The sequence below is a fragment of the Ruegeria sp. YTSA108 genome, assembly GCF_059610185.1.
This window is the reverse complement of sequence record NZ_JBXWND010000017.1, coordinates 47610-60930: the sequence shown is the minus strand read 5'-3', so window position 1 is coordinate 60930 and position 13321 is coordinate 47610. Positions and strand designations below refer to the sequence as shown.

Annotated in this window: 6 protein-coding genes; 4 read left to right on the top strand and 2 right to left on the bottom strand. The window is 57.5% G+C overall.

The genetic code is table 11. The annotated features are described in order from the left end of the window. Positions 1-207: 207 nt before the first annotated feature. The 4 genes from AC2FHW_RS18260 to AC2FHW_RS18245 all read left to right on the top strand — a co-directional run bounded on the left by AC2FHW_RS18260 (position 208) and on the right by AC2FHW_RS18245 (position 6919). On the top strand, positions 208-1089 hold the full coding sequence (locus AC2FHW_RS18260; protein WP_142640095.1) for a LysR family transcriptional regulator: 882 nt from the start codon (positions 208-210) through the stop codon (positions 1087-1089). An 85-nt stretch (positions 1090-1174) separates the two neighbouring features. Next, a complete protein-coding gene (locus AC2FHW_RS18255; protein WP_496822407.1) occupies positions 1175-2878 on the top strand; it encodes an NAD(P)H-dependent oxidoreductase subunit E in 1704 nt (567 codons plus the stop codon). 13 nt (positions 2879-2891) lie between these two features. Further along, positions 2892-5675, top strand: coding sequence for a formate dehydrogenase subunit alpha (gene fdhF, locus AC2FHW_RS18250; RefSeq protein WP_271952329.1), 2784 nt, complete (start codon positions 2892-2894; stop codon positions 5673-5675). 311 nt (positions 5676-5986) lie between these two features. After that, entirely contained in the window at positions 5987-6919 is a 933-nt protein-coding gene (locus AC2FHW_RS18245) for a LytTR family DNA-binding domain-containing protein (protein WP_271952328.1), read from the top strand. 457 nt (positions 6920-7376) lie between these two features. Here the strand turns inward: AC2FHW_RS18245 and AC2FHW_RS18240 are convergent, their stop codons facing one another. After that, entirely contained in the window at positions 7377-11450 is a 4074-nt protein-coding gene (locus AC2FHW_RS18240) for a translocation/assembly module TamB domain-containing protein (protein ID WP_496821157.1), read from the bottom strand. After that, entirely contained in the window at positions 11447-13252 is a 1806-nt protein-coding gene (locus AC2FHW_RS18235; RefSeq protein WP_496822405.1) for an autotransporter assembly complex protein TamA, read from the bottom strand. The genes AC2FHW_RS18240 and AC2FHW_RS18235 overlap by 4 nt, the downstream gene beginning before the upstream one ends. Positions 13253-13321: the final 69 nt, after the last annotated feature.

Here is a 13321-nt window from a genome sequence, read left to right as displayed (position 1 = left end):
ACAGGTGCCCGAAGGTCTTCCTCTCAGCAATCGCCATCGCAGCTCTCGTCATCTATTGGCTATGAGTCCTGACCCTAAGGTCCAAACTTGGCATTACCAATGGTAATAAGGATCGGTTCGAGGAGGGGCCGGGTTTAACTCCTGCTTTCCGTATCCCAAGGAATTCCGCTAGTGTCGGCACCGACCTGATATGAGTGATGCCGCCACATGATCGAAATCCGCGACCTGCAACTGCTCAGCGCTTTGGCGCGGCACCGGCATTTTGCAAAGGCAGCCGAGGAATGCGGGATTTCCCAGCCTGCGTTTTCTATGCGTATTCGCAACCTAGAGGATCGGTTGGGCGTGTCCATCGTCCGCCGCGCCAACCGGTTTCAGGGCCTGACCGAAGAGGGCGAGATGATCGTCCAGCGGGCGCGGCGCATTCTGGACGACACCAAGGCCTTGGAACAGCAGGTGCAGGCGGCAAAGGGGGAAATCACGGGGACTCTGATACTGGGCGTGATCCCGACTGCAATCGCCTTTACGGGCCGGTTGATCAAGCGTCTACAGCAGGCGCATCCGCGCATCATCACTCGGATCGAAACGATGTCGGCTACGGCCATTCAACATCGGCTGGACGAAGGCAGTCTGGATGCGGGCATCACATATGGCGACAGTATCGGCACCGATTTGCGGCAGGTACAGTCGCTGTATGAAGAAACCTATGTCCTGTTGATCCCGTCTCACATGACAGACGAAACGGGGCCAATTCCCTGGGCGCGGGTCGCCGAATTTCCGGTCAGCCTGCTTGAACCGCAGATGCAGAACCGCCGCATATTAGACCGGATTTTCGCAGAACAGGGCCTGCATCCTCATGTGGTCGCGGAAACCAGCGGGTTCACTGCCTCAATGGTCATGGCGCGTGAGGGATTGGCGGCCACCGTGGTGCCACGCGTGTTAGTACGGGCGTTGGGGGATCTGAAGGGAACAAAGGTTCTGCCTTTGGTCGATCCGGTGGTCAGCAAACCTATCTGTCTGGCGACCCTGACACGCGATCCGGAACTGCCAACGGTTGGAGCGTTGCGCGCGGTGGTGACGTCTTTGCGGTGATAAGGTGTCGTTATCGTGCGATTGAAATATGCGATTTGACGATATGCTAGTCTGATGAGACACGGGGCCTGAATCGGAGGGCATCATGGCACCATTAGATACCAAGCCATCAGGCGCGCCAAAGGGCGTCTGGAAGTCAGGTAAAGGCAAGGGGCGGCACACGCCCAAAGGCCGTCAGTTCACGGATGAGGCGGCGGCCGAGATTGCGCGCTTGCTGGGGGATCGCCCCCGCCGTCGCGACCTTTTGATCGAATTCCTGCATCTGATTCAGGACGAACACGGCCATATCAGCGCCGATCATATTGCTGCGCTGGCCGTCGAGATGCGGATTGGTCAGGCCGAGATATATGAGACCGCCACCTTCTATGCCCATTTCGATGTGGTGAAAGAGGATGAAACCCCGCCGCCCGCGCTGACCATCCGCGTCTGCGATTCCCTGTCCTGCGAAATGGCCGGTGCCCAGCAGTTGCAAAAGGCGTTGGAAGACGGTCTTGATCCTTCCAACGTCCGTGTCCTGCGTGCGCCTTGCATGGGTCGTTGCGATACTGCGCCAGTGCTGGAGATCGGGCATAACCATATCGACTATGCCACTCCTGAAAAGGTGCAGGCGGCGATTGCTGCGGATGATACCCACGCCCATTTGCCCGCCTATGAAACCTTTGCGGCATATGAAGCAAACGGCGGCTATGCCAAGCTGAAAGAGCTGCGCGAGAGCGGTGATTGGGAGAAAGTACAGGAAGACATCCTGTCCTCGGGCTTGCGCGGTCTGGGTGGTGCTGGCTTCCCGTCCGGCAAGAAATGGGGCTTCGTTCGCATGAACGAAGGCACCCGCTATCTGGCCGTGAATGGCGATGAAGGCGAGCCTGGCACGTTCAAAGATCGCTATTACCTTGAACGCACGCCGCATGTCTTCCTTGAAGGCATGCTGATAGCCGCATGGGCGGTCGAGGCCGAGACCTGCTTTATCTACATGCGCGATGAATATCCGGCGGTACTGGAAATTCTACGCCGCGAGATTGCCGCGCTGGAACAGGCTGGCCTGGTTGAAAAGGGATATATCGATCTGCGCCGGGGCGCCGGTGCCTATATATGCGGCGAAGAATCCGCGATGATCGAGTCGATCGAAGGCAAGAAAGGCTTGCCGCGTCACCGGCCTCCGTTTGTGGCGCAGGTTGGGGTCTTTAACCGTCCGACCTTGGTGCACAATGTCGAGACGCTCTATTGGGTGTCGAAAATCTGCCGCGAAGGGCCCCAAGTGCTGAACAGCACGGAAAAGAATGGGCGCACGGGTCTGCGCAGCTATTCGGTCTCGGGCCGGGTGGCGCAGCCGGGCGTCTATCTGTTGCCTGCGGGATCGACCATATTGGATGTGATTGAGGCCGCTGGTGGCATGGCCGAGGGTCACGTTTTCAAAGCCTATCAACCGGGCGGGCCGTCTTCGGGCCTGTTGCCTGCGTCAATCGACGACGTGCCGCTGGATTTCGACACGCTGCAACCTCTGGGTACGTTTATCGGGTCGGCCGCCGTGGTGGTGCTGTCCGATCAGGACACTGCCCGCGACGCGGCGCTGAATATGCTGCGGTTTTTCGAGGATGAAAGCTGTGGCCAATGCACGCCCTGCCGGGCGGGCTGCGAAAAGGCGGTTAAGCTGATGCAGGCTGACACGTGGGACCAGGATTTACTGGAAGACCTGTGTCAGGTCATGGGCGATGCCTCGATCTGCGGACTGGGGCAGGCGGCCCCGAACCCGATCCGCCTGGTCATGAAACATTTCGCTGACGAAATCTGAGGGAGACAGAGCCATGCTTGATGCAAGCCCAACCAAGACCGTCACCTTCAATCTGAACGGAAATGACGTCACCGTGCCCGAAGGCTGGACCATCTGGGAAGCCGCCAAGGGACAGGGGTTCACCATTCCGCACCTGTGTCATAAGCCGCAGCCGGGCTACAAACCCGACGGCAATTGCCGCGCCTGCATGGTCGAGGTGGAAGGCGAGCGCACTCTTGTCGCTTCGTGCATTCGCCCTGCGGCGGACGGCATGGTGGTGAAAACCGACAGCGACCGTGCCGAGAAATCGCGCGCAATGGTCATGGAATTGCTGGTCGCCGATCAACCCGAAGAGGCCCACGACAAATCCAGCCATTTCTGGGACATGGCCGAACTGAACGATGTCAGCGACAGCCGGTTCCCGGCCAAAGAGGTCGAGAAAATCCCGTTGCTGGATGACAGCCATATCGCGATGCGGGTTAATCTGGATGCTTGCATCAACTGCAACCTCTGCGTCCGGGCCTGCCGGGATGTGCAGGTCAATGATGTGATCGGGATGGCCGGGCGCGGTCACACCGCGCAGGTGGTGTTCGATCAGAACGACCCGATGGGCGATTCAACTTGTGTGGCCTGTGGTGAATGCGTTCAGGCCTGTCCGACCGGTGCCCTGATGCCTGCCACAGTGCTGGACGATCAGCAGCAGGGAGACAGCAAGGATTACGATAGCGAAACTGAAAGCGTCTGCCCGTTCTGTGGCGTCGGCTGCAAGGTCTCGCTGAAGGTCAAGGACGGCAAGGTCAAGTATGTCGAGGGCATCAACGGCCCGGCCAACGAAGGCCGCTTGTGCGTCAAAGGCCGCTTTGGTTTCGACTATATCCACCACCCACACCGCCTGACCAAACCGCTGATCCGGCGAGAAGATGCGCCTGCAAAAGGGTTGAATGTCGATCCGGGCAATCTGGGCACTCATTTTCGCGAGGCGACTTGGGAAGAGGCAATGGATCTGGCGGCCACCAAGCTGAAGGCGCTGCGTGATGAAGATCCGCGCAACGTCGCTGGCTTCGGCTCGGCCAAATGCACCAACGAAGAAGCCTATCTGTTCCAGAAGTTCATTCGCCAGGGCTTCAAACACAACAACGTCGACCACTGCACCCGGCTGTGCCATGCCTCGTCCGTGGCGGCGCTGATCGAGAACGTGGGCTCGGGCGCGGTGACCGCGACCTTTAACGAGGTTGAAAACTCGGACGTGGTTATCATCATCGGCGCCAACCCGATTGAAAACCACCCCGTGGCGGCAACCTACTTCAAGCAGTTCACCAAGCGCGGTGGCAAGCTGATCGTGATGGACCCACGTGGTGTCGGCATGCGTAAATTTGCTGATGAGATGCTGCAATTCCGCCCCGGTGCCGATGTCTCGATGCTGAACGCGATCATGAACGTGATCGTCGAAGAAGAGTTGTATGACAGCCAGTATATCCACCGCTGGACCGAAAACTGGGAAGCCGAAAAAGAGCACCTGCGCGCTTTCACGCCTGAGGCGATGGCCCCGATCTGCGGTATCGAACCCGATCAGCTGCGCCGCGTGGCGCGCATCTTTGCACAGGCCAAGGCCGGGCTTATTTTCTGGGGTATGGGTGTCAGTCAGCATATCCACGGCACCGACAATTCGCGCTGCCTGATCTCGCTGGCGTTGATGACCGGCAACGTTGGTAAACCCGGCGCGGGCCTGCACCCGCTGCGCGGTCAGAACAATGTGCAGGGCGCGTCGGACGCGGGCCTGATCCCGATGTTCCTGCCCGATTACAAAACGGTGACCGATGACAACATCCGGGCACAGTTCACCTCGGTCTGGGGATCTGAGGATTTCTCGAACGAAAAAGGCCTGACCGTCACTGAAATCATCGATCAAGCATATGCGGGCAATATCAAGGGCATGTATATTCAGGGTGAAAACCCAGCCATGTCCGACCCCGATGTAGGCCACGCGCGGGACGCGCTGGCCAAGCTGGAGTTGATGATCGTGCAGGACATCTTCCTGACCGAAACGGCGAACTACGCCGACATCATCCTGCCTGCCTCGGCGCTGTATGAAAAGAACGGCACCGTGTCGAACACCAACCGTCAGGTACAACGAGTGCGTCCGGCTGTGGCGCCTCCGGGTGAGGCGCGCGAGGATTGGAAAATCACCGTCGAACTTGCGCAGCGCATTGGTCTGAACTGGTCTTATTCGGATGTGTCCGAAGTGTTTGCCGAGATGAAGCTGACCATGGCGTCGCTCGACAACATCACCTGGGAGCGGCTGGAGACCGAAACAATCACCTACCCGTCGCTGTCTGAGACCGATCCGGGCCAAGCGATTGTGTTTGGTGATGGCTTCCCTCGTGCCGATGGGCGGGCCAAGTTCACTCCTGCCAGTGTGATCCAGCCGGATGAAGCGCCGGATGAGGAGTATCCGATGATCGCCACCACGGGTCGTCAGCTTGAACATTGGCACACAGGGTCAATGACCCGCCGGGCCACGGTGCTGGATGCGGTTGAACCAGAGGCCAACTGTTCGATGAACCCACGTCAGCTAAAGCTGATGGGAATCGAACCGGGCGAGACCATTCGCCTGACCACCCGTCGCGGCTCGATCGAGATCATGGTGCGTGCCGACCGGGCGATTGCAGAGGACATGGTGTTCATCCCCTTTGCCTATGTTGAGGCGGCAGCGAATATCCTGACCAACTCGGCCATCGACCCTTATGGTAAAATCCCTGAGTTCAAATTCTCGGCCATTCGCGTTGAAAAGATCGAAGGCGTAATCGCGGCTGAGTAAGAGTGTCGGAGTAGAGTTTTTGAGGGCGGCCTTGCGAGGCCGCCCTTTTAGGTTTCCGTAACGTCAACGGGGAAATAGGCATTTCCCACTCAGCTTTGCGCCATTTGCGCCATATTTCTCTGGTTTCAGCAATTTTAAACCTAAGAAAACGCCACCAAGCGCCCATTTTGCGGTCGTGAGGTTAGGTCTTGATTGGGTTTGGAAACGAAATTGGGGAACCGATTGCGCAGGGCCCGAACCTGTGGGCAGTCGGGCCTAGGCGCCGAAGCCGAAATAGATGGTAGTAGTGCGATCAGAGCAACAAGGGCTGAATGAAACCGCAAGACGTGTATAACGATTTGAAACAGGCTGAGCTTTCGTTTGTCGTATTGCCGGGTATGTCGGTTGATGCGATCCTGAGCGAAGTCCTTAGTTTTTTCCTGTCCAGAAACTTCCTGATGTTTCTGCCCGCTTTGATGCTGTTGCTCCTTGGTGCGACGCCGTCATTGTTTGCTGAACCGCTAAACGGGCTGGGGCGATCGATCTATTGGATGTTCGGATTGCTGGGGTATATGGGTTCGGTGGTTCTGATGTTGCTTTTTGAGGCAGTCTGCAGCCGATATCTGGGCATCAAACGGTTTTTCACCCCGCTGACATGTTTTCCCGTTGCGTATGGGGCGATGAAGTTTGCCCAATTCGCAACGACAATGGTTTTCAGTACGTTTCTGTCTTTCAGCTTTGAAAACTCGCCGCTTTTGCTGCCTCAGTACTTTCTCGTCGTTGGAATTGAAGTGATCGTAATCGTTTGGGTTTTTCCACCTTATCTGGCCCGCCTGCGCGCCGGCGATCCGCAACCCGAGGACGAGCCGGATAGCAGAGTGGAATCCCGTGTTCCTGTGGCCAATGGTTTAGTGTCCGCCAATGGGCAAAATTTTTTGGCCAAGGATATCTTGTTCGTTCAGGCTCAGCAGCACTATGTCACCCTGCGTGTAGATGAAAAAGAAGTGCTGGTGCGTTCAACGTTCAAAGGCATCCTATCGCAAATGCCAGAATGCTATGGCCTACAGGTGCATCGGTCCTTTTGGGTTGCTAATCGGTGTGTGGATATTGCTAAAAGCCTGAATGAAGTCGGATATCTGGTTCTGGGCTGCGGCAAAAAGATCGCGATCGCCCGTAGCCGGCACGGCGCCGTGCGTGATTGGCTGTCCGAGATGGCGTCAGCGGAAAGCCCGGCAACAGTTAAAGCTTCACAACAACAAACCTGACATCGTTCGGCGGAAACATCCGGCTTATCGGTTCGTTTAGATAATCCACCTTCCCATCGCTGCTGGGTACAGAATACGCAGTGGATGGGAAGGTGGGCAGTTCAATATTTTTAGTAATGAAAAGATTTGAATTTTGATCTTTTGCTTTCCCCGATTTTGAGTTTTTCCCCCTCTATAATCAGGTCGTACTGGTCAACAAGTCACTCGATAAAGACGCCGCAAAACCAGGCGCTGCCTTCTTTTCCTGCATAGGCACGGACCTGGCAATGAAATTGGTACGAAACGTCAAAAATTCGAAACGAACGGCAATGAAAATTCGTGTCGCACGAAATGAATAGAGCGACTTGTGCATTCGCTGTCATGTTAAGAAATTGATAGTAAAGGGGTTAATGAAATTCCCTGCCTTCCTGTGATTTGGCCCGAAACTGTTGTCACAGATGCAGAGTTTCGCGCAGGATTAGTAGTCGCGCTCGAAAAAGACACCCAATCCCGTTTCCCCCCGCCCGTCAACGGTTCCGCGCATTGTGATATTATCGGTGACGTCCAGATTGAGGTTCACTTCGGTATTTCCTTCGGTGTTCACGTTGAAATCGGTATAGAGATTGTCACCCAGATACGCCCCGGCGCCCAAAATTCCGCCGCTTGACGTTGCTCCGATATCGACTGTGTCGACACCGGTCGACTCCCTCAGACCCTTGGTCGCATCCCCTCCTGCACCGCTGAGCTGCGCCAGCGAAGCCGCCATCTGGGCAATGACAAAGGGCGACAGCTCAGAGAAACGGTTGCCAAACAACAGCATGGCCAGCGCCTCTTCTGCTGGCCGTTCCGGATCCGAGAACACGTTGACCTCGGGGGCGTCCAGCGGCCCGGCGATTTCGATTGTAGCGGTCCCGTCCGAGGTGCTGTTTGATGATTCAAATTCGATATAGGGTGTCAAGTCGCCTTGTAGGGTCACGATCCCTTTTGTCAGGGCCAGCCTGCGGCCCAGAATGTCGAAATTGCCTCGGATTAGAGCGATCTGGCCCGAAGGAATGATCGAGGTTGTTGTTCCGCCTATGTACAGCTGTCCGCCGAGTTCGGCATTCACGCCTCGACCTCGGACAAACACGGCCTTGGGGGCGAGCAGAGCGATGTCCAGCGCAATACGGGAATCGCTTTGGGTGGCATCGTCCTGTTTTACCAAACGGGCACGTTCCCGAGTCCTATAGCTGGCCGCGTTTTCGTTGATATGTTCGATCTCTGGTATGGGCGCAGCGCCAACCGCACCCGAGGCGGCGGCGAGGTTAATATTGGTTTCTTCGAATGTAATTTGCCCGACTATTGTGCTGTTGCCGGCCAAAGCTCCGGTCATTGCGATTTGCCCGTTCAGGATCGTCTCGTACAAAAGCTGATCCGTCAGCACGAGACGATTGAGCGTGGTCGTAATTTGCGCATTGAACGGAGGCGTCAGGTCAATCGGGCCCGCGACGGTGAAATTACCCCCGGCGCGGGTTCCACCATTTAGGGAGATGTTGGCGCGGTTGTTGGCCAACTCGACCGCGCCGCTGATGCCGGTAATGGTCTGACCGGCACCCGGTATCGCCAACGAGGTTCCAGAGGTCGTGATCGACCCGCTGAGCGCCTCAAGCGAGGGTTGGCCATTCAAGCTAAGGTCGTACCGCGCAGTCCCGTCGATTTGGTTGGGGGTGATGAACAGGTTTGCGATACCGATATTAACCCCGCCTTGCGCCTGCAGATCGGCGTTTCCTGTGGTTTCATCGAACGTGCCCGAGATTTCGCCGGTGATCTGTGCCGGACCCTGCGCCGAAGAGTTGATGGTCCAGACGCCTGCCTCGCGCTTTGCGGTCCCATTGGCGGTGATTGTACCTGGAAAATCTGGGGCGAAACGCTCGACCTTGTTTAGCTCGGCGTCAAAGTCCAAGTCTGCCGATCCGTCAGAGCCGACCGACCCCGTCAGCGACGCGTATGAACTGTCCGGCCCACGCAAGCTGACTCTTCCTTCAAGGCCCGAAGCTGTTGGCGCGGCGTTGCCTTCCAGCGTCAGTGGTCCTGACAACGTCTTGGAAATCCGCGCCAGATCGTCCAGCTCTACCGAATAGCTCAGCCCTCCGGTCTCTTTGCTGACCTGACCCGAAGCGTCTGCGGTCAAGGCGGTGCCCCGCAGTTTGAAGTTTTGGACATTCAGACCCTGATCACTGTTTTCGGCATCGACACGCAGCGTCGTTCGACCTTCGATCAGTTTGTCGACGAGGCTGATGCCAATCTGGACGTCCTGCGCATCGACATCGCCGGCTATGTCGAAGGTCTGGCTGGACAAAGCTCCGTTGCCATTGATATCCGCGGTAACCGACCCGGCAAGATCCCGGCCCGCGAGATCCGAAAATAGCGAAAGATCAGGGACAGTCACCTGTGCCTGACCATCAAGAACTAGATTGTCGGTTGGGTCATTGATCGACGCGCTTACTTGTGCTGTCACGGCCCGTCCGTTGATGGTGGCTTTGCGTATGTCGATAAGGTCTCCCGTTTTCGCACCATCCCAGGTGATCACGGTTTTGCCTGCAAGCAGAGGATCGACTTCGGACATACCTGTCTGCAGATCCTGCGTCGTAATGCTGGCCGTGCCATCAAACTCTTGCGTCTGCAGGGTGCCTTTGCCGTCCATTTGTGCGCTGAGCGACCCGCCAAGCTGCCGCTGGGCCAGCCCGGAAAAGACCGAGAGGTCGGGCGCGTTGAGGCTGGCCTGACCGTCGATTGTCAGATTGCCATCAGGCGTGGTCACTTCGCCACTGGCCTGTGCCTGCGCGGCCTGACCGTTCAGTTTGAACTCGCGTATGGATATTCCATCCGCCCCACGACGAGCATCCAGAGCGATGGTGGTCTGGCCGGTGATTACGGGGTCGATATCGTCGCGACCGGTCGACAGGTTGTTGCCCTGAACAACAATTTTTCCGTCAAAGCTGCCCTCAAGCGGAGAGCCCTTGCCCTGAACCTCTGCCGACGCCGACCCTGCCAGTTCCAACTGGGCAAGGCCAGAGAACCGGGACAGGTCGGTGGCGTCCAGCGTAGCCTTGCCATCAACAGCCAATCCGCTGGTCAATCCACTGATCAGCGTGTCCAGCGACAGAGTGTAATCCGACCCGACCAGTTCGAAACCGGACAATGTCAACGACTGGTCGTCACCATACTCAAATTGCCCGTCCAGCGTGATGCGATCTCCGACGGCTGTATTCAGGTTCGGATCGGTCAGATCAATGCCCGTGACGCTGGCTTGCAGATCGCCGTTCACCGTAAATCCAAGGGTCTGATCGAGCACGCCTTGCGCGATAATTTGCATGCTCTCAAGTTCGGCCTGGGGGGATTTGAACTTATCTGCTGTCAGGCTAAGATCCCAGAGATTGCCGTTCTTCTGATCAAACAAGGTCGAGATCTGCGCGGACTTGATCGTTTTGTCACCACCGCCAACCGGAAGCGTGACCGCCTGTCCCTGCGGCGGGGTAATGCGTCCCTGCAAGGCGGCAAACTGCAATGTGCCACCTTCGGCAAGGGCCAACTTCCCTTCAAGGTTCAGGGCCTGCGTTGCAAGCTGAAGATCGGACAGGTCCAGCGCCCCTTCGGGCAGGGTCTGGCCCTGCACGAACAGCCGCGAGTCCGTCCCGAAAAACGGGTCGATTGCAGGGCCGACGAAGGGTGTCAGGTCTCCGTTCAGATCGGCGGTAAATGCTATGCCTTCCGCAGTGTCGTCAGGGGCCGAACCAAGCCGAACCTGCCCAGCCAGACGCTGCTGCCCGTCACTGCTCAGCCCGATATCGGCGGTGAAATCCGTCAGCGGTCCGGCACCTTTTGCCGTCAGCTCGATCGTTGGGCTGTCGGGAATGTTCAAAGCGGTCGAAATAAGCCCGCCGGATGCCTCGGCCACGTTCAGGTCCAGATTGATCTCGCTTGTCGAGTTGTCGAACCCGGCGGTCAGTGTGATCTCATCTCCGGCACGATCCAGCCGCACCACGTCGAGATTGGTGTCCAGCGTTCCATCAGCAAGCGACAGATTGCCGGTGACGGATAAGTCGGCGGCTACCCCAATCAGCGGCTGCCCCAGCGACAGCTGATCCACGCGGATTTCGCCGATTTCAACTGCGACAGGCAGCTCGGGCAGCTGGAATGTCTGGGTTTCCGCAGAAGGAGGAGGGGCATCTTTGGTTGTGGCGCCCGGCGCACGGGCTACGTCGATCTCTTGCGCTGTCAGCGCATTGACCGAGAACCGCCCACGTATCAGGGCCAGTCTGTTCCAATCCAGTTCGGCATCTTTGATGGTCAGCCAGACGCCCTCATCATCCGATACGGTGATCTCTGCGATTGTGGCCCGTGCGCTCAGCGCGCCTTGCAAGCCTTTGACGGTTACGTTCTGATCATCACCGGACAGGGTATCCTGCAGAAACTGCTCTAGCATACTGCCGCCTTCGTCCTGCGCCAGAACGGGGTAGGGTACCCACAGCAGAACAGCCGCCAAAACTGGATATGAGAAACGATGTGTCAAAATGCCTGACCAATTCCGATGTAAAACTGCAATCCGTCCCCGGTGCCGCCCTGAACGGGAAGGGCGAGATCAAGACGCAGGGGGCCAAAACCACCGAGGTCATATCTGATACCAAGCCCGGCGCCGGAATGGCTCTCTGCGGCGCTGCTGACAAACGAGGACGTGTCGACAACACCATAATCATAAAACCCGACCAGCGATATTGTCTCGGTGATTTTGCCGCGAACTTCGCCAGATAGACCGAGGAAAGACTTGCCGCCAGCAACCTCATTGCCAACAGGAATGCCGAGGCTTTCATAGGGCTGACCGCGCACAGTGCCCGCACCGCCCGAAAAGAACAGGAAATCGGGTGTGACCCCGTCCAAGGCGGGTCCTACAATTGACCCAATCTGGACCCGTCCTGCCAGCACGAGACGACCTTGCGTCCGCAGACTGGTATAGGCACGCGCGTCCGCAAACATCCTGAGGCCTGTTTCTGTGTCGGACAGGCCGACAAATGGCATCACACGGGCATCCAGGTAATAGCCATTGGTGGCGCTGACCTTGCTGTCCCTTTCATCCCATTCTGATCGGAACGGCATGATAAAATAGCGGAACTTACGCCCGTCGCCATAGGCGTCATCTGCATCCGACCACTGAAACCCGGCGGATGCTTCGGCGTATAGGCGGTCTGAAAATGTGCGTCTTGCACCATAGGCCAGAGACGTCACCGTCACGTTGTAATTGTCGGTGTTGCGACGTTCCAGAAGGGCGCTCCAGAACGTACTGTCATCGGGGCCCAGCCGGTCGGGCTGATCCAGCCGCAGCCCGATGCGCCCGTCCAGATCCTCGGCCCCGCCAATATTGCGCAACGATGCCTCAAACCGCAGCCGCTGGGCGCGGCGGAACACGTTGCGATGCGTCCAGGTCGTCGACAGCTCCATCCCGTCGCGCGAGGCCACTTCCAAACCGAAGGTCAGGCGGCGTTTGGGCATGTCTTCAAGATAGACATCGAAATCCAGGGAGCCATCAGGGTTGGGAGTGTCGTGCTCTTCGATCGAGACAATATTAAACGTGCCGGTGCGGCGAAGCCGGGTTCCGACCTTTTGCACCTGCTGGGGGGAATACACCTCTCCGGTTGGGAAGCCGGCGATTTGTTCGACGGACCTGTGGCGAACATCGCTGTCGCCTTTGATGTACATTTTTCCAAAGCTAAGACGCGGTCCCGGGGCGAGGTCAATGCGGGAATCCAGCTTTGCCTGGGCGTGGCGGGCAATGACTTTCTGGCCGCTGACCTCGGCCTTGGCATGACCAGCGTCACGCCATCCCTGCACGCCTGCTGACGCGGCTTGCTGAATGGCGCCGGTGGTGGCCAGTTTGCCCGACGCATAGTCTTCGGGAAGAACCGTTTCGGTCGCGATCGGCCGGACCACCGCCTGGCCAAATGTGAAGGTTGGGCCGGTTTTAACAGCAATCACGATTTTGTTGATCTGATTGGGCACGTTGAGTGAACTGAGTTCCGCCGCCTCTTTCCCGTCCAGTTTAATGCTGACGACGGGACTGAAATAGCCTTCGTCATAAAGGATCTGTACAATGGTGGTATAGTCCGACAGGGCCGCTGACAAAAGTTCAAGCGGCGTGTCCAGCCCGCGGGATTCTGCGGTTGTCACCGATGCGGTATCTTCGATCCGTTCAACCAGCGCTTTCGGAGCGCCCGGTGCCGTGAGGACGGTTTCCAATGCGGCCAGCGATGTGGGCAATGTGGCGACGACTATTCCGAACAGACAATTTCTCACAAAGCTGCATTGTCTTATTCGCTGCATCTATTGGCTCCAGCTGCCCCAACTAGAAATTAATTTCGGCGCCTTTTCGGATGTGGCGGCCCCTTAAGG

What these genes read in the sequence shown, in the direction of transcription:
- AC2FHW_RS18245 (WP_271952328.1), top strand. Translation starts at nt 5,987, where the DNA reads ATGAAACCGCAAGACGTGTATAACGATTTGAAACAGGCTGAGCTTTCG.
- AC2FHW_RS18255 (WP_496822407.1), top strand. Translation starts at nt 1,175, where the DNA reads ATGGCACCATTAGATACCAAGCCATCAGGCGCGCCAAAGGGCGTCTGG.
- AC2FHW_RS18235 (WP_496822405.1), bottom strand. Translation starts at nt 13,252, where the DNA reads ATGCAGCGAATAAGACAATGCAGCTTTGTGAGAAATTGTCTGTTCGGA.
- AC2FHW_RS18260 (WP_142640095.1), top strand. Translation starts at nt 208, where the DNA reads ATGATCGAAATCCGCGACCTGCAACTGCTCAGCGCTTTGGCGCGGCAC.
- fdhF (WP_271952329.1), top strand. Translation starts at nt 2,892, where the DNA reads ATGCTTGATGCAAGCCCAACCAAGACCGTCACCTTCAATCTGAACGGA.